Annotated in this window: 19 protein-coding genes; 10 read left to right on the top strand and 9 right to left on the bottom strand. The window is 68.5% G+C overall.

Annotation, left to right across the window (positions count from 1 at the left end):
- Nucleotides 1–15: 15 nt before the first annotated feature.
- The gene (locus QHF84_RS01970) at nt 16–1,119 is read left to right on the top strand and encodes a hypothetical protein (protein ID WP_281311418.1); all 1,104 of its coding nucleotides are present in this window, start codon (nt 16–18) and stop codon (nt 1,117–1,119) included.
- A 22-nt stretch (nt 1,120–1,141) separates the two neighbouring features.
- Here the strand turns inward: QHF84_RS01970 and QHF84_RS01965 are convergent, their stop codons facing one another.
- A complete protein-coding gene (locus QHF84_RS01965; RefSeq protein WP_281311417.1) occupies nt 1,142–2,569 on the bottom strand; it encodes a protein adenylyltransferase SelO family protein in 1,428 nt (475 codons plus the stop codon).
- 179 nt (nt 2,570–2,748) lie between these two features.
- Between QHF84_RS01965 and QHF84_RS01960 the strand changes: the two genes are divergently transcribed.
- Nucleotides 2,749–4,299: an aminopeptidase gene (locus QHF84_RS01960; protein WP_281311416.1), complete on the top strand. Its 1,551-nt coding sequence runs from the start codon at nt 2,749–2,751 to the stop codon at nt 4,297–4,299.
- A gap of 29 nt (nt 4,300–4,328) precedes the next feature.
- Here the strand turns inward: QHF84_RS01960 and QHF84_RS01955 are convergent, their stop codons facing one another.
- The 3 genes from QHF84_RS01955 to QHF84_RS01945 all read right to left on the bottom strand — a co-directional run bounded on the left by QHF84_RS01955 (nt 4,329) and on the right by QHF84_RS01945 (nt 7,815).
- Complete coding sequence (locus tag QHF84_RS01955; protein WP_281311415.1) at nt 4,329–5,876, bottom strand: carboxylesterase/lipase family protein; 1,548 nt, start codon at nt 5,874–5,876, stop codon at nt 4,329–4,331.
- Between the two features lie 143 nt (nt 5,877–6,019).
- Complete coding sequence (locus QHF84_RS01950) at nt 6,020–7,135, bottom strand: hypothetical protein (RefSeq protein WP_281311414.1); 1,116 nt, start codon at nt 7,133–7,135, stop codon at nt 6,020–6,022.
- 53 nt (nt 7,136–7,188) lie between these two features.
- Entirely contained in the window at nt 7,189–7,815 is a 627-nt protein-coding gene (locus QHF84_RS01945; RefSeq protein ID WP_281311413.1) for a hypothetical protein, read from the bottom strand.
- A gap of 63 nt (nt 7,816–7,878) precedes the next feature.
- Between QHF84_RS01945 and QHF84_RS01940 the strand changes: the two genes are divergently transcribed.
- The gene (locus tag QHF84_RS01940) at nt 7,879–8,394 is read left to right on the top strand and encodes a GNAT family N-acetyltransferase (protein WP_281311412.1); all 516 of its coding nucleotides are present in this window, start codon (nt 7,879–7,881) and stop codon (nt 8,392–8,394) included.
- Here the strand turns inward: QHF84_RS01940 and QHF84_RS01935 are convergent.
- Nucleotides 8,370–9,203: an AAC(3) family N-acetyltransferase gene (locus QHF84_RS01935; RefSeq protein WP_281311411.1), complete on the bottom strand. Its 834-nt coding sequence runs from the start codon at nt 9,201–9,203 to the stop codon at nt 8,370–8,372. The two genes, QHF84_RS01940 and QHF84_RS01935, sit on opposite strands and share 25 nt — an antisense overlap.
- Before the next feature lie 332 nt (nt 9,204–9,535).
- Between QHF84_RS01935 and QHF84_RS01930 the strand changes: the two genes are divergently transcribed.
- The 3 genes from QHF84_RS01930 (at nt 9,536) to QHF84_RS01920 (ending at nt 12,194) form a co-directional block, all read left to right on the top strand.
- A complete protein-coding gene (locus tag QHF84_RS01930) occupies nt 9,536–9,937 on the top strand; it encodes a VOC family protein (protein ID WP_281311410.1) in 402 nt (133 codons plus the stop codon).
- A 317-nt stretch (nt 9,938–10,254) separates the two neighbouring features.
- The gene (locus tag QHF84_RS01925) at nt 10,255–11,586 is read left to right on the top strand and encodes a cytochrome P450 (protein ID WP_281311409.1); all 1,332 of its coding nucleotides are present in this window, start codon (nt 10,255–10,257) and stop codon (nt 11,584–11,586) included.
- Entirely contained in the window at nt 11,583–12,194 is a 612-nt protein-coding gene (locus tag QHF84_RS01920) for a TetR/AcrR family transcriptional regulator (protein ID WP_281311408.1), read from the top strand. Before QHF84_RS01925 ends, QHF84_RS01920 begins: the two co-directional genes overlap by 4 nt.
- Nucleotides 12,195–12,203: 9 nt before the next feature.
- On the opposite strand, the gene QHF84_RS01915 is transcribed toward QHF84_RS01920, so the two are convergent.
- Nucleotides 12,204–13,775, bottom strand: a complete 1,572-nt coding sequence (locus tag QHF84_RS01915) for a benzoate-CoA ligase family protein (protein WP_281311407.1) — start codon at nt 13,773–13,775, stop codon at nt 12,204–12,206.
- 271 nt (nt 13,776–14,046) lie between these two features.
- On the opposite strand from QHF84_RS01915, the gene QHF84_RS01910 reads away from it, so the two are divergent.
- Together QHF84_RS01910 and QHF84_RS01905 are read left to right on the top strand one after the other, a co-directional pair.
- Nucleotides 14,047–15,471 (top strand): S28 family serine protease, encoded by a 1,425-nt coding sequence (locus tag QHF84_RS01910; protein WP_281311406.1) that lies wholly within the window; start codon nt 14,047–14,049, stop codon nt 15,469–15,471.
- A gap of 80 nt (nt 15,472–15,551) precedes the next feature.
- Entirely contained in the window at nt 15,552–16,901 is a 1,350-nt protein-coding gene (locus tag QHF84_RS01905; protein WP_281311405.1) for a nucleobase:cation symporter-2 family protein, read from the top strand.
- Between the two features lie 33 nt (nt 16,902–16,934).
- Here the strand turns inward: QHF84_RS01905 and QHF84_RS01900 are convergent, their stop codons facing one another.
- On the bottom strand, nt 16,935–17,822 hold the full coding sequence (locus QHF84_RS01900; RefSeq protein ID WP_281311404.1) for a LysR family transcriptional regulator: 888 nt from the start codon (nt 17,820–17,822) through the stop codon (nt 16,935–16,937).
- A 220-nt stretch (nt 17,823–18,042) separates the two neighbouring features.
- Here QHF84_RS01900 and QHF84_RS01895 point away from each other — a divergent pair, with 220 nt between their 5' ends.
- A complete protein-coding gene (locus QHF84_RS01895; protein ID WP_281311403.1) occupies nt 18,043–20,466 on the top strand; it encodes a hypothetical protein in 2,424 nt (807 codons plus the stop codon).
- A 3-nt stretch (nt 20,467–20,469) separates the two neighbouring features.
- Here QHF84_RS01895 and QHF84_RS01890 read toward each other — a convergent pair whose 3' ends face one another.
- Complete coding sequence (locus tag QHF84_RS01890) at nt 20,470–21,489, bottom strand: site-2 protease family protein (RefSeq protein ID WP_281311402.1); 1,020 nt, start codon at nt 21,487–21,489, stop codon at nt 20,470–20,472.
- Nucleotides 21,486–22,229, bottom strand: a complete 744-nt coding sequence (locus tag QHF84_RS01885) for a hypothetical protein (protein ID WP_281311401.1) — start codon at nt 22,227–22,229, stop codon at nt 21,486–21,488. The genes QHF84_RS01890 and QHF84_RS01885 overlap by 4 nt, the downstream gene beginning before the upstream one ends.
- A 104-nt stretch (nt 22,230–22,333) precedes the next feature.
- Between QHF84_RS01885 and QHF84_RS01880 the strand changes: the two genes are divergently transcribed.
- The gene (locus QHF84_RS01880; RefSeq protein ID WP_281311400.1) at nt 22,334–25,765 is read left to right on the top strand and encodes a BRCT domain-containing protein; all 3,432 of its coding nucleotides are present in this window, start codon (nt 22,334–22,336) and stop codon (nt 25,763–25,765) included.
- Nucleotides 25,766–26,089: the final 324 nt, after the last annotated feature.

Here is a 26,089-nt window from a genome sequence, read left to right as displayed (position 1 = left end):
GCAGGAGGACGAACGATGATCGGGTGGACGAAACGCGGCGCGCTCGTGGGGGCGACGATGGGGGCGCTTTCGGCGATCGGTATCGCGTCGTGTGCACTGACGGATTACCAGCCCCCCACCGCGAATACCACCTCGTCGACCGGCGGCGCGGGCGGCACCGCGGGCGCGGGCGGAATGCCGGGTCCCGTAGGTCCGGGCGGGATGGGCGGATCCGGCGGAATATCGGGGCCCGGGGGCGCCGGAGGGGGCGAGGCGTGCGCCGAGGGCAGCCAATGCCTGCCGGCCGTGCCCTTCAAGGACGGCTGGACCGGGCCGTATTGGGGCAGGCCGACCGCGTGGAACGAGAACGCGGGGGCATGCCCCGACGGCACGAGCCCCCTCATTTTGCATGCCGATCCGTCTCCGGCCGAGTGCAAGCCGTGCGAATGCAAGCTCCCCGTGGGCTCCGTATGCAGCGGCGCCGTGCTCTCGTGCTGGGCCGGTGACAGCTGCGGGAGCAGCGGGAGCGGCGGGGAGCCCAAGACCTTCGATACAGGGTGCATTCCGAATACATCGATGCCCGGCCAGATCCTGGGCCTGGGGACCTCGTCCTGCGCGGTGACGGGGACCGAGGAGGTCATCCTCGCCAATGGGGGCGCGTGCACGGCCACGGGGAGCGGATTGAAGAACGCCAACCTGTGGGAGAGCAATGTCCACCTGTGCTCGATCGAGCAGGCGTCCAGTTGCCCCGAGGGAGGCGCGTGCGTCACCGTGCCACCGGGCACGTATGGTGATTACGCGTGCATCACCAAGCTCGGCGAGAGTCAATGCCCGGTGGGCTGGGATTCCATCGCGAAGGTTGCGTACGAAAAATTCTCCGAGGGACGCGTGTGTCCTGACTGCGCCTGCCTGCAGAAAGAGCTGTCTTGCAATCTCGGAGGGGCGTTCACCAAGTCGGGGCTCAATTGCGGTTCGGTCGGCCCCGATATCGAAGCATGCACCACGTTCGGCCTGGGCACCGGGGCGCGCATCCAGCACCCGGCCCCGACGATCCCCGAGGCCGCCTGCCCGCAGCCGATCGGCACGGGCTCGGTCAACGTGTACGAGCCCACCACGATTTGCTGCCAACAGCTCTTCTGACGATTCTCCCGCGGCGCCGGCCTCACCCCGCCGGCGCCTTCGCGCCGAGCGCATCTCCCATTCGCCGGATCTCCGCCACCTTCTCCTCGAACGGCTCCCAGTCGTCGTGCGCGTCGATCGCGTGCCAGAGTGATTCGATCTCGTCGATGAGCAGCGAGCACGGGGCATTGCCCTGGAAATAGGGGTGCGAGAGCGCGTCGGGGCGGGCGGGCTTGTAGATTTCGAGCAGGCTCCGGAGCGCGTCGAATCGTTCGCCTCGGTAAAACCCGGCGGCTTCGCTCGCGCGGGCGCGCGCCTCGCTCTGGACGCCGCCGTACCAGTCGAAGAAGAATCGGTCGAAGGGGACCTGGCTCTCCTGCAGGAAGAGCTCGATCGTCTCGACGAGGCTCGCGTCGACGTCCGGATCCGAGGGCAGAAGGCCGAGCCGCGCGAGGAATGCCGCCGCGCGCGCCTCGCGCAGCGCCGGCTCGAACGCGCGCACGGCGGGCGCGAAGGCGGCCGAGGGGGAGACGAGGCGCAAGGCATCGGCGAGGCGCGTGAGGTTCAGCGCCACCGCGCGCGGCTGCTGCCCGAACGCATACAGGCCCGTGTGATCGAAATAGGCCGCGATGAACGAGGGATCGAGCGTGGGCAGGAAGCGATACGGCCCATAATCGAAGCTCTCGCCCGTGATGTTCATGTTGTCGCTGTTCAAGACGCCGTGGACGAACCCCGCGGCGGTCCACGCCGCGACGAGCCGAGCCGAGCGTCGCGCCACGGCCTCGACGAACCGGACCGCCGGATCCGGGCCGCCGGCTGCCTCCGGCACGTAATGGGCGATGCAGAAATCGAGCAGCTTCGACAAACGCGGGACGTCGCGGTGATGGGCGTGCCGCTGGAACGTGCCGAAGCGGATATGGCCGTGCGAGAGGCGGACGAGGATGGAGGACCGGGTGGGCGAGGGTTCGTCGCCCCGGAACAAGGCCTCGTGCGTCTCGAACAGGGAAAACGCCTTCGAGGTGGGCACGGAGAGCGCTTCGAGCATCTCGGCCGCGAGCACCTCGCGCACGCCGCCCTTCAGCGTGAGCCGCCCATCCCCGCCGCGCGAATACGGCGTCGTCCCGCTGCCCTTCGTGCCGAAATCGAGGAGTTTTCCGTCTTCGGGATCCTCGAGCTGGGCGAGGAGAAACCCGCGGCCGTCGCCGAGGTGCGGATTGTACACGTCGAACTGATGCCCGTGGTAACGCAAGGCGAGCGGCGCGGGGAGGTTCGACGGCAGGGGCTCGAGGCGCGCGAAATGACGGTCCCACTCCTCCGCGTCGAGCTCGCCGAGGCCGATGCGGTTGGCCCAGCGCTGGTTGCGGAACCGGAGCGTGCGGGTCTGGAATCGAGCCGGGGCGACGACGTCGGCGAAGCCGTCGCCGAGCGAGGAGATGCGAGGCGCGGGGCGGTAGCGAGGGGTGATCGGCATGGGCACGGGGGTTTGGGGGCGTAGCTCGGCTCGTCCGAGCGTAGCCCCCCATCGGTAAAACGGAAGTCCTCTAAGGCACCTCGGCGCCGGTGACCAGGGGAAGCGAGCAGCGCGGAGCACGACGCCCTCGGTTGCCCTCGGTTGCGGCGGCTGGCCGCCTTCCCTTAGGATGCCCCCTGATGTCCTCCTACGATCCGCCGTTGCTCCTCGGTCAACCCGAGGACGCGCTCGCCCAAAGCTCCCTGGAAGGCCTGCCCTTCGACGCCCTCGTCCTCGTCGCGCCCTCGCCCATGAGCACGCGCGCGACGCTCACGGGCCCCGTGTCCGCGGCGCTCGCGTGCTCCCTCAAAGCCGACGCGGCGCTCGATCGAGGCCCGCGACCCCCCGCGGTGATCGCGGCGCCGGCGCTGCCGGGCGGGCGGCTCGTGGTGGTGCCGATGGGCCCGCTCGCCGAGGACACGGACGACGTGCGCAGCGTCGCGGAAGCGGTGGCCGCAGGGACGAGCCGCGCGGTGGACGCGGGCGCGACGAGGCCGCTCGTATGGGTGCAAGCGCCTCCGGGGCCGCGGTTCGCCCGCGCGCGGGAGGTCGCGGCGCTCGCGGCGCTCGGCAGCCAGTGGGCGCCGGTCGAGGCGCGCGAGGCGGGCAAGGCGCCGCGCACGGCCGAGGCCGTGGGCATGGTGGGCCTCGACGAGGCGCGGGCGCGGTCGCTTTCGGCGATCGATCACGGGCGCGCGCTCTGCCGCGACATCGCGGGCACGGAGCCCGAGCGCATGGCCCCGCGCCGGATCGCCGAGCTCTGCGAGATCGCGTTCCGCGGCACGGGCGTGAAGGTCGACGTGGAGCACGACGTGTCGGGGTATCCGCTGCTCGCCGCGGTGGCGCGGGCGTCGATGGGGATCGAGCGTCACAGGCCGTGCGTCGTGCGGCTCTCGTATACGCCCGAGGCGCCGGCGTCGCGGACGCTCGTGCTCGTGGGCAAGGGCGTCACGTACGACACGGGCGGCGCCGATCTGAAGACGGACGGCCACATGGCCGGCATGTCGCGCGACAAGGGCGGCGCGGCCGCGGTCGCGGGGCTCGTGCTGGCGGCGTCGCTGCTCAAGGTGCCGGTGCGCGTGGTGGGGCTGCTCGGCCTCGTGCGGAACAGCGTGGGCGACGAGGCGTTCGTGAGTGATGAAATCATCCGCGCGCGTTCCGGGGTGCGGGTGCGCATCGGGAACACGGACGCCGAGGGGCGGCTCGTGCTCGCGGATCTCCTGGCCGAGGCGAAGACGATCGCGGAGCGCGCGCCCTCGCCGACGCTCTTCTCGATCGCGACGCTCACGGGCCACGTCTACCGCGCGTACGGGCCGTACGTCGGCGCGATCGGCAATGGTCCGGCGCAGCGGGCGGGGACGCTCGAGCAGCTCGATCGATTGGGCGAGGCGTGGGGCGAGCCGGTGGAGCGATCGCGGCCGCGGCGGGAGGATTATTCGTTCGTGGCGCCGCGATCGAGCGCGGAGGACGTGGTGAGCTCGAACCGGCTCGCGTCGGTGAACACGCCGCGCGGGCATCAGTTCCCGTTCGCGTTCCTCGATATCGCGTCGGGCCTGCGGGGCGATCGGATCCCGTTCGTGCACCTCGATATCGGCGGCGTGGTGGTGGATCCGCCGGATTGGCAATTCGGGCGACCGACGGGGAGCCCGGTGGCCATGCTCACGGCGTTTTTGGGGCAACCGGCCGATTGAACGGAGTCGGTTCGGGGAATCGCTCGGTGTCAATCACCGGGGCGAGCACGACACGGCGCGGCCTCGAACACCGCCTTCCAGAGATCGAGGCGGTCCTTCAGCGGATCGGGCCCGAATACCACGCCGTCGTTCGTGAAATGCAACACGTCGCGTCGTTCGAGGTCGTACGTTCGCCACGCGGGGCGACCCGCGCTGTTCGGATTGCCGGTTTTCGCGAAAGTGACCCAGTAGCTGCTCATCGTCCGCGCCATCGCCCAATCCGCGTACGTCGTCTGGTCCCCCGTGACCACGGAGGGCGCATCGAGCGCAAAAGCAACGTCGGCGGCATGCGTGGCGCCTGGGACCTTTCCCCGGCGCGATTCCGCTACGTAGGAAAACCGGTAGAAATAAGCAGGTTGCCCGGCCCGGACCATGGCTTCCGCCAGGTGACGCGAAGGTTCGACCATCACCCGATCGGCATGGACGTTCTGGACGAGCGTGGAAAGCTCGGCATTGCTTTCCGGGTCGTAGAGCGTCCGCGCCCGCGCGGAGAACGGACCGAAGATCCTGAAGAGTTCTTCCTTGGTCCGCGCTGATCCGGTGGCAAGGTCGTGATCAGTGGCGCCCGTGATGACCGGGATCTTCGCTTGACGGCCCGCAAGCAGCGCCTCCTCGGGAGATTCGACGACGAGGCGACCGTCGCGAATCGGTCCCGCGACGCCCGGAACCTGAGGACCTCCCGACAATTCCCGGAGGACGGCATTGCTGTCGCTGGCTGCGACCAGCTTTTCGGCCGGGAGCGAGCGAAGCGCCGCGAGCGACGCCGCATCCGCGCCAACGATGCCCAGGGTCGACGCGTAATCGACCGCGATCTTTTCCGCCGCCGGGAGCTCCCGGAGGGGAATCGCCGCGGCGCGCGCGGTCGGGAGGCCGGCCGAGTGGAGGATGGCCCGGTGGAACAGGCCACGCGACATCGGCGAGGTCATCTGGACGAGGACGGAGCCGCCGCCGGCGGAATCGCCGAAAATCGTGACCTTGTTCGGATCTCCGCCGAATGCAGCGATGTTCCGCTGCACCCATCGGAGCGCCGCGATCTGATCCATGTAGCCGTAGTTGCCGCGCGGCTCGTTCGGCGCTTCGCGCGCGAGCGCCGGGTGCGCGAAGAACCCGAGCCGGCCGAGGCGATAGTTGAGGGTCACGAGCACGACGCCCTGCCGCGCGAGACCCGCGCCTGGATAAAGTGAAGCGCCTCCCCGGACGAGGGCGCCGCCGTGAATCCAGACCATGACGGGCAGGGCTTTTTCCGTGCGCGCGGCCGGACGGAAGACATTCAGATAAAGGCAATCCTCCGAGATGTTCGGCACGTCGTCGGCTTGCATGCAATTGGACCGGAAGGCCGAGGCGTCGAGGACGCCTTTCCAGTGTTTTACCGGCTCTGGCGCCCGAAAGCGGAGCGCGCCGACCGGCGGCGCGGCGAAAGGAATGCCTTTCCAGACCTGGACCTCGCCCTCGGCCTTGCCGCGGATCTTTCCGCCTTCGATCCGGACCACCATCGGATCGGCCGCCGCCGATACCCGAGCGCCGCAAAAAAGAGCCATCGCCGCGATGATGGAAGAAACCCGCCGCATACCAGATCCCCCCGCGCAAGGCCGCCGGAGACGTGTCGCCAAGCGGTTTCATGTTTCCGTGGCCTTGCCCCCGCAAGCCCTCGTTCCCCGGCGGGCTTTCGCCCGTGGTGGGATCAGCGTGCTCCGTAATGGAACACGCCGCTCGGGGTCGCGAGGTTCGTCGCGGCGACCCACGCATCCTTCGTCGCGAAATCGACCACCAGGGACTGCACCTCGAGCCCCTCGAGCTCGAGGTCCTGGAAGGTTCGTCCCGCGTCGTCGGAGCGCCAGATCCCTTCGCCCCAGGTCCCGATCCATATCCGGCGACCGTCGTGCGGATCCACCGCGAGGACACGAATGTCGCGCACCGGCGCCTTTCGCTCTTCGAGGCGCCGGCCCGCTTCACTCACGAAGAGCCGCGAGGACATGAGCCCGCCTTGCACGAGGTAATAGGAGCCTCCGCCCGCGTACACCGAGGGGGCCGGGAGTCCGAGGGGCCCGCGATCCTCGAAATGCCGTCCACCGTCCTCGCTCACGAAGAGGTGAGAACCCACCGCGATGACGCGTGTTCCATCGGCGGCGACGCCGGTGATCGATGCTCCGTCGATCACCTCGCTCTGATGGCCACGGAGCTCCACACGCACGAGACTGCGAGGGCGAACGACGAAAAACGCGTCGTCGAGCGCAGCGCCCTCGGGCATTCGCGTGGATGCGCCCCACCCGAGCGGGATCTTTTCGAGGGAGGCTCCGTCATAACCCCACGCGAACTTGCCCTCGACGTCGACGAACCACGCGCGATGCGCCCCGGCGCCGATCCCATACACGGGACCCGCGATGTCGGATACCGGGACGAACTTGCCATCTTTGCCGAGCGAAAAGACGTCTCCGCGGCCTAGGGCGAGCAGCGGTCCGTGCTCGGCGCGCACCAGCGCGGGATTGTTCCATTCATCGGTGCCGGCAATGCGCTGCCATGCGCCGTAGCGCGGGGACACGAGGCGGACGACGGACAGGGCGAGGAGTGAAATGTGCACGAGCGCCAAGCTCGCGACGACGCCGCGCCGTACCTTCGGCTGCGTCGATTGCGGCAGGAGCTCTCCGAGCGCCGTCAGGTCGAGGAGGAGGCCCAGGACCGAAAGGAGGACGGTCGCCGCGTACATCCCGTTCGCAAAGGTGATGGGCGGGAAGACGAGGAGGAACACCGCCCACACGGCGACCTTCACCAAAAAAATGAAATTCGCGATCGAGAGCACGAACGACTTCTAGCAGCTCACGCGCGCGCAGCGGAGGAGAAAATAGGTCTTTTTTACGGGCCCTCGGCCGGCGCGGGCGCAGGCGCCTCTTTGCGGCGGTCCACGAGGAGCGGATAGACGATTTTCGAGGTCTGCTCGCCGGGCGCGGGGCAATTCGCCAGGCGCGGGGGGCGGAAGAAGGGAGGGCCCTTCGTGGGCGGCGGCGGCTCTTCGGGGCAGACGACGTCGCTGCCGACCTCGAACGGCTCGAAGGTCGTCGCCCCGAGCACGGTGGCGAAGCAGGCATCGATGCTCGGATCGGCGCGTATCGGGTGGTCGTTGCGATCACCCGTCACGGCCTCGATCGTCCCGCGCTCGGGCACGATGCGGGCGACCATGTAAATGTGTTCCCCCGGGCGCACGCAGGCGCACGCCGCGTCGTAGAGCGGGTTCATGAATCGACCGGCGTATTCGGCCGAAAGCCGGAGCACGCTCGCGCCGATCTCGTGAGGCGTCCAGTGGAAGGGGCAGTCGGCGGTCGAGACCGGCGCGCGAGGCGTCACGTGCGGAGGTGTATCTTCGGTCGGGGAGGGCGCCGAGGAGGCCGCGGGCGGAGCTTCGACGGGCGGGCGCGTCGGGCTGCAGGCGAGGCCGAGCGCCGGGAGCACCATCGAAGCGGCGCAGGCGAGAACACGAACCATAGGAGAAGGAGTCCACGGAGCGCGCGGAGTTCCCGAGCCACGCAGGTATGATACAGCTCGGGGGTGAGCTCGTTCCTTCTGCGACCAGCGCGCGCCGAAGACATCCCTGTGCTCGTGGCCATCGAGCGCGCGGCCGACGAGCGTTTTCGGGAGACGGGCCATGCGTCGTTTCTCGACGGGGAGACCATTCCGCCCGACGTGGCCAAGCGGGCCGTGGAGGCCGGGCGAATCACCGTCGCCGAGGTGGACGGCGAGGTCGTCGGCTGGCTCTTCGTCACCCGGCTCGGCGCGGAGCTTTGCCTCGGGCAGGTGAGCGTCTTGCCCTCGCACGGGCGTCTCGGCATCGGGACTGCGCTCTTGCGAGACTCGATCGAGCGGGCGCGCGCGGCAGGCGAGCGGACCCTGGTCTTGAACACGCAATCGGATGTCACCTGGAACATGCCCTGGTATGCGCGTCACGGGTTCGTCGTGGTCCCGCCGGAAGAATGGTCCCCGGAGATGCGCGCGGTGACCGAGGCGCAACGGGAACACGGCATCGACTGGAATTACCGCGTTCATATGCGTCTCAGGCTCGCTTGACGCGCGAATTGGCTGTTCATCCAGGCGACGCCGAAGCGCACGAGGTCCGCGGCTTCGAGGAGCTCGCTCCGCGCCCGGCCCACGGTCCCTTGGCGCGCACAGCCCGTGGCCAGGTATTCTTGCAAAATGACGGCGAAATAGTCCTCGCCGTCCCATTCGACGATCCCGTCGCTGTCGTCGAGGCAATCGACATGGCGGATCTCGGGCGCCGAGCTTCCCGCGATGCGACGGTATCGACGGACCCGGCGTTTGTCCGGAAGATCCACGAGATACTCGGCCCAGTGGAGGACGGTGGTCGTATTGAAATCGGCGCCGAGGCGGAGCACGCGCCCGCCGAGCTGGCATAACTTTTCGAGCGGCGAGCCGGGACCAAAATAATCGTGCCACGGCGGATCACGGAGGAGCTCGACGGCCCGCGCGCCGCGGGCGCCGAATCGCCCCTCGGGATGGTCCGACACGAGCGTACCGGGGCGCTGGCGGAGCGCTTCGGCGAGGTAACCGACGTCCGGATCCGCGGGTGTGCGCAGGCTATCGAAGGGCTCGGCGTTTTCCAGATGTGCGGCGCGCTCGTGTTCGGGCAGATCATTCACCCAGGCCCAGTCGTCGCGCGCGCCGAGGACCATCATCAACGTTCCGGCCTCGCCGACGGCGTCGTCGAGGGCGTCGAGCACGCCACGCGCGCCGCCTTCGACAGGCCCGACGGCGCGGAGGGAAGCGTGGATCATCAAGGTGTCGCCCGCGCGGACGCCGAGCTGTCTCAGGTCACGCACGAGGTCGGTGGGGCTCTGCGGCGGGGGGGTCGTGGACATGGTCGAGTCGTGGTGGACGAGGGGCATTCTGCAGCCATCATGAACCCCGGGGAAGGGCTATCGGGCCGCGGGTTCGCCGCGAGTGTTGCTCCACGAAGCGCTCGTCGAGTTATTTCGCAATCGGAGCAGCCCGTCCTGGTCATCATCGTCGAGGTGCAGCTCCCGTGGGACCCCGACAGACCGTTCGGCTGGCCCGCCTACGTTGCCGGGGCGAGGGCTGCTCCGTCGGGGGGGGGCGCGGAGGCGCCTCGCTCTTCGTCGACCTCTGCGCGGGAGCGACCGATGATTTTTCCGCCGGCGGGGCGTCCATGGAGCAAAAGGAGGACAACCTCATGTCCCACAAGCTCTTCGTCAGCCTGCCCATCAAGAACCTCGATCGCTCCCTGGCCTTTTGGAAGGCCCTCGGCTTCAGTTTCAACCCGAAGTTCACGGGCGAGCAGGCCGCCTGCCTGCTCATCGGCGAGCACGCCTACGCGATGCTGCTCGTCGAGACGTTCTTCAAGACGTTCACCAAGAAGCAGATCTGCGACACCACGACGCACGTGGAGGGGGCCTACGGGATCTCGTGCGAGAGCCGCCCCGAGGTGGACGCGATGTGGACGAAGGCGCTCGCCGGCGGCGGCAAGGACGGGGGGCCGCCGGAGGACCACGGGTTCATGTACAGCCGGAGCTTCGAAGACCTCGACGGGCACCACTGGGAGGTGGTGTGGATGGATCCAAAGGCCGCGCCGTAAGCCGCACGGATCTCGGCGGAGGAGAAGGGATTCGAACACTTCCGCAAGCAGGGGCCAGACAGGGGACGCCCTGCTCGATCTGTCGCAGGCCGAGCTCGCAACGTGGCTCGGCGCTACGAGCGAGCACGGACACGCACGTCGCTCGGCGCGATAGGGCAAGCCGATTTGCCCGCGCCGCCTCCCTCGACAGGACGATCCACGCACGCGGCGACCGCAGCCGTCCACGCAGCTCCGCGCGAAGCGAGAGAGCATGTTCTCGACTCTTGCGGGAAACCGAGGAAACCGATATAGTTTCCTTGGTTCCCACGGAGGCCCCGATGCACACCTTGCCTGCCGGTCCTCGTTTTCCCGCGCTCCAGGCGTTCAAGCTCGCCCGGGACACGAAGCAATTTTTCCTCGACACCGTCGGCCGTTACGGCGACCCGTTCAAGCTCGCGCTGCCCATGGGGGACGTCGTCGTCACGGGGGATCCCGAGGGGATTCGCGAGATCTTCACCGCGGATCCGTCCCTCTTCACGCCGTTCGCGAATCTCCCGCTCGAACCCGTGGTCGGCCGGCATTCGGTGCTCCTGCTCGACGGCGCGCGCCATCGCCGCGAGCGCAAGCTGCTCACTCCGCCTTTCCACGGCGATCGCATGCGCGCGTACGGCGACCTCATGGCGACCATCACGCTCCGCAAGGCGGCCGAGCTCTCCGCGGGTGCGAAATTCAAGGCGCAGGATCTCACCCAGGAGATCTCGCTCGAGGTCATCATCGAGGCTGTCTTCGGAGTGCGGGATCCGGCGCGCGTGGCGCTCTTCCGCGAGGCGATCGTCGGCTACATCGAGGCGTATACGCCGCCGCTCATGATGATCACGCCCCTGCGCCGCTCTTTCGGCGGCCTCGGGCCCTGGGCGCGTTTCCAGCGGTATACCGAGCGTTTCCACGCCCTCATCGCCGAGGAGATCGAGGCCCGGCGCAAGAGCGGCGAGGTCCGCGAGGACATCTTGAGCCTGCTCCTCTCCGTGCGCGACGAGGAGGGCCGGCCCATGTCCGACGAGGAAATCGACGACGAGCTGCGCACCATGCTCATCGCCGGCCACGAGACGACGGCCATCGGCATGGCGTGGGCGCTCGACGGCATTCACCGAAACTCGCGCATTCGAGATCGGCTCCTCGCCGAGATCCGCGAGCTCGGCCCGGCCCCGGCGCCCGAGGCGCTCATCAAATTGCCTTATCTCTCGGCCGTCTGCGACGAGGCTTTGCGATTGCATCCGGTCGTCGCCATGGTCTCGCGCAAGCTCCTCGCGCCGTTCACGTTCCGCGGGCGGGAGCTGCCGCCCGGGGTCGCCGTGATGGCGGCGATCGTGCTCGTGCATCACAACCCCGCCCTCTATCCCGACGCCGACGTGTTCCGGCCCGAGCGATTCCTGGAGCGTAAATTCACGCCGTTCGAGTATCTGCCGTTCGGCGGCGGCGCGCGCCGTTGCCTCGGGGCGGCGTTCGCGCTCTACGAAATGAAGATCGTGCTCGGGACGCTCCTCTCGGAGCACCGCTTCCAGGTGCTCTCGGCCGAGCCGCCGCGTGTCGTGCGCCGCAACGTGACCCTGGGTCCGTCCGAGGGCGCGCCGCTCCGGTACCTCGGGCCCGTGCAGCGGGCCGTCGCGTGACGGCCGAGGTCGAGGCGCGCGGCCGCATCCTCGCCGCCGCGCGCCGTCTCTTTTTCGCGCACGGGTTCGGCCGCGTCACCATGGACGAGATCGCCGTCGAGCTCGCCATGAGCAAAAAGACGCTCTACCGCCATTTCGCGAGCAAGGAGGAGCTCTGCGAGGCGGTCATCGACGCCACGTTCATTGCGATCGACGCCGAGCTCGCGGGCGCGCTCGACGACGCGTCGCTCGGCTTCGAGGACAAACTCGAGCGCTTCATGCGAATCGTCGCCGGCGGCTACGAACAGGCGCGCGGCCCGCTGCTCACCGATCTGCAGCGCGACGCGCCTTCGCTCTGGGCGCGCGTCGATGAATGGCGGAGCAAGGTCGTCCACACGCGCACGCGTACGCTCTTCTACGCGGGCAAACGCGCGGGCGTGTTCCGACCCGACGTGCCCGAGGACTTCGTCGTGCGCATCGTGATCAACAACGTGCAGAACATCCTCCGCCCGGACGTCCTCGCCGCGCTCGGGATGAATTTTCCCGAGGCGTTCGCCCATTGCAAGGCGCTCTTGCTCGACGGGATCCGCGCGCGCCCCGGCGAGGACGGGCGCGGCGCGGCCCATTGAAGGGTTTTCTCAGCCTTCCCGCAGCTTGAACCGCTGGATCTTCCCCGTCGCCGTCTTCGGCAGCTCGCGCACGAACTCGATCCAGCGCGGGTATTTGTAGGGCGCGAGCCGCCCCTTCACGAAATCCTTGAGTGCATCCGCGAGCGCGGGCGACGCTTCGTCCGGCCGCTTCAGCACCACGAAGGCCTTCGGCTTGACGAGCTTCGCCTCGTCGGCGTGGCCCACGACCGCGGCTTCGAGCACGGCCTCGTGCGCGGTGAGGGCGCTCTCGACCTCGAACGGCGAGACCCAGATCCCCGACACCTTGAGCATGTCGTCGCTCCGGCCTGCATAGGTGAAATAACCCTCGGCGTCGCGCACGTATCGGTCGCCCGTGCGGGTCCAGGCGCCGTGGAACGTGTCGAGGCTCTTTTGCCGCTGATTCCAGTAGGCCACGCAGCTCGACGGTCCGCGCACCCAGAGCGAGCCGTCTTCCCCATCGGGCACGGGTTCGCCCGAATCGTCGACGAGCTTCACGTCGTAGCCGGGGACGGGGCGACCCGAGGTTCCGTATCGCACGTCGTGAAGCCGATTGCTCATGAAGATGTGCAGCATCTCGGTGGAGCCGATCCCGTCGAGGATGTGCGCGCCGAAGCGCTCGAACCATTTCTCGCCGATCTCCTTGGGCAAGGCCTCGCCCGCGGAGACGCAGACGCGCAGGCGATCGGAGCCGGTCTCGCGGCTGTTTCTGGGATCGGCGAGGATCGAGGCGTAGAGCGTGGGGACGCCGTAGAAAATGGTGGGGCGTTTGTCGCGGAGCACGCGCATCACGGTGTCGGGCGTCGCGCGGTCGGGCTGGTAGACGGCCGTCGCGCCGACGTGGAAGGGGAAGGTGATCCCATTGCCGAGGCCATACGCGAAGAACGATTTCGCCGCCGAGAAGACCACGTCGGAGGGCTCGATCCCGAGGACGCGCTCTCCATAAAGGACGGCGGTCTGCTGGAGGTGCGAATGCAGGTGCACCGCGCCTTTCGGTCGGCCGGTCGAGCCGGAAGAATAGAGCCAGAATGCCACGTCGTCCGGCGTCGTCGGCGCGGCCGCGAGCGTGGGTTCGGCGGCGCGGAGGAGCGCGCCGAGATGCGCGTGCTTGCCGGGGCCGTCGTCTTCGTCGCCCACGAGTACCACGTGCTGGAGGAAACGCGCGGTCCCGAGGATCGGCTCGAATTTGGGGTAGAGCGACGACGAGAGGACGAGCACGCGGGCGCGGCTGTCGTCGAGGAGGTAGGCGTAATCGTCGGGCTGGAGCAGCGTATTCACGGGCACCGGGACGGCGCCGATCTTCATCGCTCCGAAAAAGACGGCGGGAAAGTCGCGGCCGTCGAGCAGGCAAAGCAGGACCCGCTCCTCCATGCGGACGCCGAGCCCGCGGAGCGCGTTTCCCGCGCGGTTCACGCGTTCGGCGAGCTCCGCGTAGGTGACGGCGCCCTGGTGATCGATGATCGCGGCCTTGTCGCCGCGCCCCTCGGCGAGGTGCCGATCGATGAAATGGCAGGCGGCGTTGTACACGCGGGGGAAGGAGAGGGCGGGGGAGGGCGCGGACATCGTGCCGGGAGCGTACCACAGGTCGCGCCGCTCGCTCGGCGATTCATGCGCCGCGTCAGAGCCGGCACACGCGCCCCTGGACTGCACGAACCGCGCGACGTCGACGGCCGGCTTGCGCGATTCGCGCAGAACGGTTGCGCGACATGTGCACGGGGACCGGGAGGCTTTCCGCGCGCGTGGCGCCTCGGCGAGGCGCGGCGTGGCCTGGGGCCCGGCACGGCGATTGCCAAAATGAGAAAGCATGACTATGCGGCAATTTCGTACCGTTCCCGTGACATCGATCCTCCTTGCTTTGGGCGTCGCCGCTTGCGGCGAAGGAAATGGCTCGGCTCCGGACGAGCCCGTCGCCGCTGCGCAGGCGGCCGTGACCGACGAGGTCCTCGCCGAGCTCGCGTCGATCCCTGGGCTCACGGTCGTCAGCGAGAACCCCTCGAGCATCCCGGGCACGCGCTTCTTCGTGCTCAAGTTCGAGCAGCCCGTGGACCACCATGACCCGGACGGTCCGCGCTTCACCCAGAAGATCGCCCTCCTGCACCGCTCCTTCGACGCGCCCACGTCGTTCCTCACCAGCGGGTATGCCGTGAACACGCGGAGGGTGATCGAGGGCGAGGTCGCGGCCATGCTGCAGGCCAATCAAATCTACGTCGAGCACCGCTACTACGGCGAATCCGTGCCCCCGGGCCCGACGTACGAGCACCTCGACATCGAGCAATCCGCCAGCGATCACCACCGGATCGTGCAGGCGCTCCGGCCCGTCTATTCAGGCCGCTGGATCTCCGGCGCCAGCAGCAAGGGCGGCATGACCTCGATCTATCATCGCTACTACTACCCGGACGACGTGGACGGCACGGTCGCCTACGTGTCGCCGTCCACCTATTCGCCGAGCGATCCGCGGTACGTCACCTTCATCCGTCAGGTGGGAGACCCGGCGATCCGGGCGAAGTTGATCGCCTATCAGCGTGCCCTTCTGACGCGGCGCGAGCAGATCGTGCCGATGATGGTGGCGGAGATGGCCGACTGGGGCCTCACGTACGATATCGTGGGGGCCGACCGGGCCTTCGAGTTCGGCGTCCTCGAGGCCTCGTTCTTCTACTGGCAGTTCTGCCCCGCGCATTTCTGCGAACCTCATCTCCCAGCGCCGGACGCGAGCGACGAGGAGCTGCTTCACTTCTACATCGACTACCTCGGCGCCCCGTTCAACTACGACGACGAGACCATCAACGTGTACTACGGGCCCTATTTCTACCAGTCGGCCACCCAGCTCGGCCATCCGCGCTTCGACGAGGCCCCCTTGCAGGATCTGCTGCGATATCCGGGGCAAGATCAAGCGAAAAACCTCACGCCGGTGCCCGTGACGATCCCGTTCGATTACGGCCTCATGGCGCGAATCGAAGCGCGGACGTGGGTACGTGGTGAGCGGATGCTCTTCATCTATGGCGAAAACGATCCTTGGAGCACCAATCCGTTCAATGCCCGGGCGAAGAACGACGCATTTCGGTACATCGTGCCCGACGGGCACCACGGCGTGGGGATCGAAGACCTGCCCGAGGACGAGCGATTGCATGCGACGAGTCGCATCTTCGATTGGGCCGACGTGCCCTTCGACCCAGCGCTTGCCCGGACGGCCGCGCCGCTCGTGCCAGAGGTCGAGGAAGACGAGGGCCCGGCGGCCCGCTTCCGCTTGCCGCTGCGCTGAGGACGATTGTCGAGCCATCACGGCCGAGGGCACGCTTGTCCGGGTCTTGCGTTCGCGCTCGCGCGGGGCGATCCTCGGCCATGGCCTCGCAAAGCGCCCCCGATCCCGTCGACGCGTGGCTGCCGCTGCCGCGCCTCCTCGCATATGGCCTCCAGCACGTGCTTGCCATGTACGCCGGCGCCGTCGCGGTGCCGCTCATCGTCGCCGGCGCCCTCGGCCTCTCGCGGGAGGAGCTCGTCTACCTCATCGGCGCCGATCTCTTCACCTGCGGCCTCGCGACGCTCGTGCAGACCGTGGGTTTTCCGGGCTTCGGCGTGCGATTGCCGGTCATCCAGGGCTGTACGTTCGCCGCCGTCGGCCCGATGATCCTCATTGGCAAGACGGGCGGGCTCCCTTCCGTGTACGGCGCCGTCATCGCGGCCGGCGCGTTGACCTTGCTCGTCGCGCCGTTTTTCGCGCGATTGCTGCGGTTTTTCCCGCCGGTCGTGACGGGAAGCATCATCACGCTGATCGGGATTTCGTTGCTCCCCGTCGCCGTGCGCTGGGCGGGCGGCGGGGACCCTTCGTCTCCCGAATTCGGCGCGCCGGCGGCGCTCGGGCTCGCGTTCACCACGTTCGCGCTGGTTCTTCTTTACAAACGCGTGCTCACGGGCTTCTGGCAGGGCGTGGCGGTGCTGCTCGGGCTCGTGTCGGGCACGTTGATCGCGGCGGCGCTCGGTAAATTCGACCTCGCGGGCGTGCGCGAGGCGAAGTGGATCGCCGTGACCAGGCCGTTCGCGTTCGGGCTCCCGCATTTCGATCCGGGCGCGGTGGCCTCGATGGGCCTCGTCATGCTGGTCGTCATGGTGGAATCGACGGGGGATTTCGTGGCGCTCGGCGAGCTCACGGGCAGGCCCTTGACGCCCGATGCGCTCGCGCGGGGCCTGCGCGCCGATGGTTTGTCCACGATGCTCGGCGGCGTGCTCAATGCATTTCCGTACACCGCTTATGCGCAGAACGTGGGCCTCGTGGCGCTCTCGCGCGTGCGGAGCCGCTGGGTCGTCGCGGCGGCGGGCGTGATCCTCGTCGTGCTCGGCCTCTTGCCGAAGCTCTCGGCGCTCGTCGCGGCGATTCCAGCGCCCGTGCTCGGCGGGGCGGGGCTGCTCATGTTCGGGCAGGTGGCCGCGAGTGGGCTGCGCACGCTGTCGCGGGTCGATTTCGACAGCGAGCAGGGCCGCATGAATGGATTGATCGTCGCCGCGACCCTCGCCGTGGGCCTCATCCCGCTCGGCGCTCCGAATTTCTGGCGGAGTTTGCCCCCGTGGCTCCAGGTGATCCTGCAAAGCGGCATCACGGCCGGCAGCGTGACCGGCATCCTGCTCCACGCGGTGTTCGCCCGCGGGGGCGAGAGCTCAAAAGACGCCGCTCACGCCGATCCCCGGAGCCCGTGAAACGCCCCGTGGACGGCGAGGGCAAACCACGATTCAAAGCCCGAGTTTTCCGAGAAATGGCTCCAGCAGATCGAGCATCGCCTTGATGCGCGGGATCTCCGAGAGCACGGCCGGCACGACCACGCGGAACCCGATTTCCCGGCCCACGACGTCGGGCAGGACCGGGACCATCGTGCCCGCGGGGACCCCGTCGTCGGGGATCCCGGGGTCGGGGGCGAGCGCGATTCCGCGCCCCGCGACCGCGAGCAGCCGGATCACGTGAATGTCTTGCGCCGTGACGATCGGCGCGACCGGGAATGTGCCGCCGCGCAAGAGGGGCCACGATCGCCCATCCTCGCCCGGGGCCTCCCAGGCGAGCAAATCGTGACCCGCGAGCTCCTCGATGGATCGCGGCGTCCCCCGCCGTTCGAGGTATTCACGCGACGCGACCAGCCACATCCGGACGCGCATGAGCTCGCGTGAGACCCACGGCCCCGCGGGGCTCGTGTCGCCGAAATGGAGGGCGAGGTCCACGTTCTCCATGAGACCCCCGACGGGATTGTTGCTAAAATGCAGCCGGAAGGCGAGGCGCGGATACTTGCGCGCGATGCTGTGCACATGGAGGATGAGCTGCGGGGGCAAACCCACGGGCAAGAGGATACGAAGCACGCCGGCCGGCTCGGATCCGGCCTCGCGGACCGATTGCAAAAGAGCGTTCGACTCCTGCACCATCAGTCGTCCGCGCGCCGCCAGGAGTTTTCCCGCCTCGGTGAGGGAGACGCCGTCCCGCGTCCGATCGACGAGGGGCACACCGGCGCGCGCTTCGAGCTGATCGATCCTCCGGCGCAAGGTCGCGCGCGGCATGCGCAGGGACGTCGCCGCGGCCAGGAACGAGCCGGCCTCGGCCACCGCGAGAAAGGCTCGGAGCTCTTCGAGGTCCATGGGATGTTCGTTTCCGGAGCAACGGGTGGCCGAGATTGGCCATGCCAGCGCCCATCGTCAGGTCGAGCTTACCATCGAACGACGCGGCTCAGCCATCCCCACGTCGAGGTGTCCACGCGTGGACATCGCGTGGCGAACCGTGGCCATTGTAGGGTTTTTGCAGCGAGCTACCTTCGATTCGTGAGGCGCTGACGCCGCCTCGTCGACCTTCGGAGGCATCGTGAATTATCGCCACGACCCGTTCTGGACTTTCCTCTTGCGATTGATGGGATTTGCGCTCGCGTTCCTGGGACACGCGGCGCTCGCGCGGGCCACCGTCGTCACGCCGATCGACGACACCCACGTGGACCTCGAAAGCGCCGGCCCTTACGGCGGCGCGACCGAGCTCGTCGTGAAGATGAAGCGGGATCCCTTCCTGAACATATCGTACAACGCCGTGGCGGCCGTCGTGCGGTTCAAGATCAACCCGACGGACAAGGCCACGGACGCGGCATTGTATCTCGATGTCTCCACGTACGACGAGGCCGTCACGAGCAATTTCCGCATCTGGGGCCTCACGGAAGCGGCGGGCAGCATGCAGGCCGTCGAGGAAGAATCGGCACAATGGTCGAGTTTCTCCGGTGTCATCAACAATACCGCCGTGGGCGTGAACACGTCCGCGGCCGGCGTCTTCGACGGTGACCCCGCCACGACCGCGAAAGACCCGCTCGGGACCATCACGCTGACGCAGGCCGACCTCAACCGGACCGTGCGATTCACGAGCCCGGCGCTCGTCGATTACATCAACGCCGACACGGACGGCGTGATCACGCTCATCATCACGCGTGTCCTGCGTAGCAACAGCTTCGATACGGCGTTCGCCGCGAAGGAGCACAAGACCCTGAGCCCGCCGCGCCTCTTCATCCAGGCCGAGGAGACGCTCGGCGCCGCCGCCGACACCTACGCCCGCTACGCCGATCTCACGGCGCACGGCGGCGAGGCCGAGATCCTCGTCAAGAACAACGGCGGCACGCACGCCAATACGCGCAAGGGCGTGATCCGCTTCGAGATGACGCCGGGCACGAAGGTCGAGAAGGCCACGGTGCGCCTCGATGTCGCCATGTATTCCCAGAACGTCGGCACGGTCCCCGAGAGCCTGAACTTCCTCGTCTTCGGCATCCGCGACGGCGCGGCAGCCGAGCACTTCGACGAGGCGATGGCAAACGAGGCGACCTTTTCCGAGGAAATGGACAGCTCGCTCGACGGCGTCCTGAACGCGGCGGTCGATGCGCTCGGGCAGTTCACGGTGAAGCGCACCGACGTCGGCACGACCGTGTCGTTCACGAGCAGCGCGCTCGTCGATTTCATCAACGCGGACACGAACGGCGACATCTCGCTCATTCTCATCCGCGCCCAGTACACGCCGTACCTCAATTTCTCGTTCGCCGCGAAGGAGCACGCGACCCTCGAAGGCCCGCGTCTTTCCCTCTCGCATACGCTCGACGAGGTCGCGGCGCCGACCACGCGGTTCGTGTACGAGGACGTGGACGGCGACGGCGCCGAGGATCTCTTGCTCGTCATCGAAATGCCGGGCGGCGATGGGTTCGTCGTGACCGATCCCTTCGCGATCGCCGAGACGCTGCGCAAGATGGGGTACAACTTCGGCGTCGGCACGAATTTCTGGGATACGCTGAGCGTCACGCAGCAAGCGGCCTTGCTCGCGACGGTCTCCGATCTCGTGGGAGGCGTGGGCACGACGGTCGACGCGACCGAGCTCGAAGCGGCCCGCACCGGGCTGCCGCAGGGCCGCACGTATGCGGTGGCCACCTTCTCCGGCGATTTCGAGGCGTCGCGTCAAGGCCTCGCGTTCTCGGGCACGGCCTTTTCGAGCACGTCGCAGAACGCGCTCGGGTACACCACGGTCGAGGTCGGCTCCGGCCAGACCGCCGCCATGGTCACGAACACCGGAATGGCATTCGGCATGGAGGCGAACCTCTTTGTCGTGACGACGGGCGTGGGCGATCCTTCGGGGACGACCGCGTCCCTCAACCTTTCGGGCGGCGTGGGCCTTTACGGTGAGCTCGCGTATGGAAAGGACGGGCAATACGGGTTCAGCCTGCCGCTCGTCGTCGTCCCCGTCGGCGTGTCGGTGTACGTCAAAGGCAGCGACGCCGTGACCGCGTATCACACGGTGACGCACGAGGTCCTCGCCAATGGCGAGCGGCTTTACGACATGGCGTACAACCTCAACGCCTGGGGCGTCGATTGGAGCCATGACATCCGCCTCAGCCTCGTCGACAACGTGAACGACGGCCGCGTCGTGATCTCGAAACACGCGGGCGTGGCGGTGATCTGGGCGAAGGAGGCCGCGCGTGAGTCGACGGTTTGGCTCGATGGAACGGCCGGCGACATCAGCGTTCAACTCGCGAGCTTCGCGGGGGCGGCCGGCTACAGCCTCCGCAGCACGACGAAAAATGCCGCCACCGAGGTCACGGCCTGGACGTACTGGGCAGGTTCGATCGTGAATTCGACGCTGGATTCGAGCCTGGGCTGGATCCAGGGCGGCATCACGGATCTCGGGGATCTCGCGAGCGACGTGGGCAGCGAGGTCACCGACGTCGCGGAAGACGTGGGCGAGGTCCTCTGCAAGATCTTCTGCTTCTGATCTTCAGCCCGGCGGGGCGGCCTTCCCGGCCGCCCACGCAATCGCCGACAAGGCGACGAGCAGGCCCGCGAACGTGCGAAATGCACGCGAATCCCCCTCCGCCGGCAAATCTCGTTTGAGCCGCAAGCTTCCCGCCGCGCACACCACCCAGCCCATCACGTCGCCCGAGACGAGCGCAGCGATCGCGGCGATCGTGAGCACGATGCCCCGCTGCCGCGTATCGAGCGCGCGGAAGCCCCGCGCGCCGTCGAGCTGCCAGACGGGGACCAGGTTGAAGACGTTGATCGTCGCGCCGACGCTCGCCACCGCGAGCATCGTGGGCTCCTTCAGAATCAGGCCCGCCGCGAGCGCGACCGCCGCCGCGGCGCACCCCCACACGGGCCCCGCGAGGCCGACCCGCGCGTCCTCGCGGGCGTCGATCGGATACTGTCGCATCCGCACGAGGGCCCCGAGGCCCGGCACGAACATCGGCGCGGTCGCCTGGATGCCATACAGCCGGAGCGCCGAGACGTGCCCCATCTCGTGCACGTAGATCGAGGCCACGAGCCCGAGCGCGAACGAGATCCCGCGGGATCGATCGAGCGCGAGCCACGCGAACATCGAGAGCAGCGTCGGCAGCGACGCGAGCCCCGAGACGAGCAGCTTCGCCTTTCCGAGCAGCGAGAGCAGGAAGTATTTGAGGTTCCACGCGACGAGCGCGATCGCGCCGAGGCCCGCCACCGCCTTCGCGCGGCCGCCCGGCGGCTTCGGCGCGTGTTCGGCTTTTTCGAGGGCCAGGCTGAGGCGGCGGATCGTCTCGCCGACCACGCGGTGCTGCGTGCTGCCGGGAGGCAGGAGGCCGAGCGCCTCGCGCCAGGACGTGAGGGCGTCGGTGAAGCGGCCTTCGCGCTCCGCGGCCTCGCCGTCCGCTGCGAGCGTCGCGAGGCGCGCGCTGTGCACGAGCTTGCGACAAGCGGGGCAAGCGAGCATGCCCGGGGCGAGCTCGACCCCGCAGGCCGCGCAGCGCGAGACGGCTTGGTTCACAGGCTCGGGCTCGGGTTGACCTGGTAGGGGCCGCTGATGGCGACGGGGCCGCCGACGCCACGCGACGCCTGCCATGCAGTGCGCAGGCCGAAGAAGATGATGAGCGCGCCGAGCACGCCGCTGAACCCGCTCGTGATGTCGAGGATCGGCGCAGCGAGGGTCAAGGCCGCGGTGAGGGCGACATAGAGCAGGCCTCCCACGAGGCCGAGGCTCTGCTCCCCGGCGTCGCCTTTTCCGAACGCGCCGAGGATTACGGGGAGGTAGCCCATCGCGGACGCGAGGTACGTGAGCACGACCGCGAGGACTTGATGTTTCGTGCTGCCGAAGCCACGCGTGACGCGCTGGACCACGCGCCCGACGAGCAAGCCGATGCCGATGGTCGCGAGCGCGAGCTGGATGTGGGTGAGGTGGACGAAGAGCGCGTAGACGAGGCCGAGGCCGAAGGCGACGGCGCCGGCCTGGAGGAAGGCCTTTCCGAAGGCCGAGCCGCTGCGGGCATCTTCGACGGAGCGCTGCACGCCGTCGCGACACGAGCTGCACAGGACCTTGTCGAGGAGCTGATAGTACGCGGTCGTGATGGCCGACTCGCAGATCCCGCACTGCACGTGCTTGGTGGCGGGCTCGCCGAACTCGGCGCGCTCGAAATCGAGCTTGGCCGGCGCTTCGGGCGTGGCGGGGGCTTCGGGCGCTCCCCTGGCCTCGGGTTCGGCAGGCTTCGTGTCGAGTGTGGCTTCGCTCATCCGCCGATCTCCATCGGGAGAGTTGAGCGTTACAAGCGAGCGAAGTCAATCGAGCGCGCGCCGGTGATGGATCGCGCGCAGGAAGACGTGTAGATCCGTGAGCCATGGCCCTTGATGTTCGCGGGAAAACCGTCGTCCTCACCGGTACGTTCTCGAAGCTGAAGCGCGCCGAGGCGGAGAAGAAGCTCGCGGCGCTCGGGGCCAAGATCGGCAGCAGCGTCGGCAAGTCGACGCACATCCTGTTCGCGGGCGAGAAGGCCGGGAGCAAGATCGACGCGGCGGGGCGCCTCGGCGTCACGGTGCTCGGCGAGGACGATCTGATGGCGGTGCTCGCGGGTCCGAGCAAGAAGAAGGCGCCGGCGAGCCGCGCGCCGTCGGCGTTCGGCGCGCTCGATCCAAAGGCGTCCGGCTCGGCGCTCGCGGCCACGATCGAGGCGCTGCCGTGGGACGACTTCGAGGCCGACCGCGACCTCGGGGCCCTGCGCGAGGCGCTGTACGCCCACGAAGCGGCGCACGGAATCACGGCGGCCCACCGCGCCGCGACGGCGCGACTGCGACCACGCGCGACGCTGCAGCACGCGCACGGGCACGACGTCGAGGTCGCCTGGAGCGAGCTTTCGCCCGACGGGCGTTTCCTCGCCACCGGATCGTGGGTCGGCGACGACTACGACCTCGGCGGCGTGCTGCAAATCTGGGACGTCCGGGCCGGGCGCTGCGTGAACATGCTGCGCGTGCGCGGCGGGGTCGGCTGGCCTGATTACGGCGGCTGCATTCAATGGCGACCCGACGGCAAGCGCGTCGGCCTCGCGTTCGATACCAACGGGGTCGGCAGCTTCGATCCGTTCGGCAAATCCGGCGAGCCCGAATCGTGCGCCTACGTGACCGACGGCTGGAACCGGCCGCCGTCGTGGGCGTGGTCGTCGAACAACCGCGACGTCTACATTGCCTGCTGGGGCCCGAACCTCGCGCTCGGGGCGATCGTGCCGCTGATCGGCCGGCGGCCCGCACCGCGCTGGTGCCAATCCGTCGGCCGCTCGGACCCGAACGATCCGAGCTCCGAGCCGCGCCTGCACCCGATGAATGGCATCGATTGGTCGCACCCTGATCGCATCGTCGGCTGCAGCGGGTCGTCGCATGTCTTCGCGCTCGACGCGAAGACCGGAAAGATCTTGTGGGAGCAAGCGGCGCACCCGCCGGTCTCGTTCTCGCCCGACGGGAGCGAATTCGCGATGCACCCGGCCGGCATCGTCTATTACGACGCGAGCACCGGTCTGCCCAATGGCAAGCTGCCCATGCACGTCGGCGCCGCGTCGCTCCTCTATTCGCGTGACGGCTCGCGGCTCGCGGCGATCGTGCAACCGGAGAACAAATGGGGCGCGGAGCCGGGCATCTTCATCTACGATCGCGGCACGTACCGCTACAGCCCCGACGTGCCCGCGCCGCGGACCGACGAGGAGTATGGTTTTTCATGGCGCCCCGACGGTCGCGCGGCGGCCATTTCGGTGCGCGGGCGGCTGCAAGTCTGGGAGCTCGGCGATGCGCCGGTGAAAGTGCTCGACATCGCCAATCCGAGCGGCGGCGTATCGTATGGCGACGGCGTGCTCGTCAGCCTCACGGCGAAAGGCCTCGCGTTTTTCCGTGATCGCGATGGGGCGGAGCTTGGTCGGTTCCGGCCGGCGATCGAGGCGAGTGGCGACAGCCCCCTCGCGCTCGACGGCGACGATTTCGGATCGACCTGGGACTGGAATCCGGCGTTCCCGCTCGACAAGGAGCGTGTGGCCGCGGCATTGCCCGAAGGCGTGGTGATCGGGCCGCCGGACGCGGGCGCCAGCGTGGAAGAGATCGACGCGAAGATCGCGTGGGTCATCGATCGCAAATGGGCGTGGCCGTGGCGCTGGGGCGAGGCGAAGGTGTGGCCGGACGTAGCGGCCGCGGCGGCCGATCCCGCGGCGCCGGCGTCGTTCAAGCGCAAGTACGGCAAGAAGGGCAAGGCGCCGGCGCGGCCGCAGAAAGTGAACTGGCCGCCGCCGGGAGGCTCGGTCGACGACGTCGCGGCGCTGGTCGAGGAGGGCATCAAGGCGCTCCGCGTCAGGTATCACGGCGACGATTCCCGGCGGGAATTCGCCGAGCGGGTGATGGCGCTCGGATTTTTCGATCGGGCCGCGGCGGCGATCGACGGCACCGGCGGCTGGCCGGAATGGCAAGATCCGTGGTTTTCAGCCCGGGCCCGCGCCGAGACGGTCGTGGCCGCTCTCGCGTGGCGAAAGGGCGAGCCGCTGACCGGCGCGCAGACGAAGACCCTGCGCCGCTGGCTCGAGGAGGCCGAGAAGCTGCTCACGAAAAAAGAAGCCAAGCAGCAGAGCGCGTCGCGGCCGCGGGCGATGATCGGCGCGGGATGGGTGCTGCTCGGCGAATCGGCCCGCGGCGACAAACTGATCGCGTCGGCGATTGCCACGGTCGACCCCGAGACCAATACGAGCGAGAATCGCCGTGTGGTCGCCGAGGCCCTGTCCGCGGTCGGGCGGATCCGCGAGGCGATCGACGTGATGGCCAGTGGAGAAGAGCAGCCGTCGTGGACCGAGACGCCGGCCGCGTTCTCGGCGATCTGCCCGCGCGCGTCGGCGTCGGAGCTGCAATACCTCGTTTCGCAGATGAAGGCGCGCGAAGCCCACAACGAATTCGTGCTGCTCGAGCGCGGGCTCTCGCGCCTCATCGAGCTGAAGGCGTGGGACGCGGCGCTCGCGTGGCTCTCCGAATTCGATCGGCTGTCGACCATCGCGGCGCACCTCCGGCTGACGGCCGCGATGGCGGCCGCCGGCGAGGCGGACCGCGCCGAGGCGAGCATGGCCGGGGAGCTCGCGCCGAAGTATGCGAACTCGGCGGAGTATTTGTTGGGCCTCGCGCGTGTGGCCCCGGAGCGAGCCGGCAAGCACCTCGATGTGCTTTTCAAGGCAGCGTCGAGGCTACGCAAGGAGAGCCGCGACTTCCCGCGCCACCTCGCCGGCGCAGCGGTGATGCTCGGGCGGCTCGACCTCGCGGCGAAGCTCGAGAAGGGCGCGCCGAACGAGCTGGATGTCCATGAGGTGCGGGTCGGCGTGCTCGGCGCGCTTTCCCCTTCGCATCCGGAATGGATGGCGTGGTTCACGCGCACGCGCGAGCAATTGCCCGAGCAGCGCAAGCCGATTCAGCGCATGGCGACGCTCGCCTTCCGCGGCGGGCTCACGGACGAAAGCACCACGCTCCTGGATCAGGCGATCGAAATGGCCCGAGGCGAGGGATATCCGGACATCGCGCTCGAGGACGTGTCGGCGGTGATGGCCGCGGCCGGCGACCTCGCCGGGGCGTACCGGGCGTTCATGGCGATCAGCAAAGGGATGCGCTCGCATCGCAACGGGCCGCTCTTGTCCGCCACGGTGGAGCGCGGCCTGTGGGCGGCGACCGTCGATATCCTGCAGAAAATGCCGCAGGATCTCAACGGCGCGCCGCATCGAGGGCTCTCGATCCTGCTGCGTGCGACCGATCGCGACGGGCATTGAGCCCGCGGCGTCGGCACGATTGCGTCAACGCGTCAGGGGCTGCCAGACCGGACGCCCCGACGGGCGAGCCGCGGCTTCCCACTTCCTGGTCTGGCAACGCGTGCAAGCGCTCGGGAGAGGGGGCTACAGCGCGGTTTTCGCGGAGCAGGGACACGCTCGGACGAGCCACACCGGACGCGCACGCCGGAGCGGCCGCGCAGGCGAGAGCGGAGCGTCGGCGGAAATGATGGTGACGCGTGGTCGCGTGGCCCTACGATCGTAGTATGGGCCAGAAGGTTTCTTTGTCCGCAGGGGGACCTTTTACGTCGATTACGAAAGCGGCGT

This window comes from Polyangium sp. y55x31 (genome assembly GCF_029946505.1).
Taxonomy (GTDB): domain Bacteria; phylum Myxococcota_A; class Polyangia; order Polyangiales; family Polyangiaceae; genus Polyangium.
The sequence above is the reverse complement of the archived record's forward strand: the minus strand, read 5'-3'. Positions and strand labels throughout refer to the sequence as shown.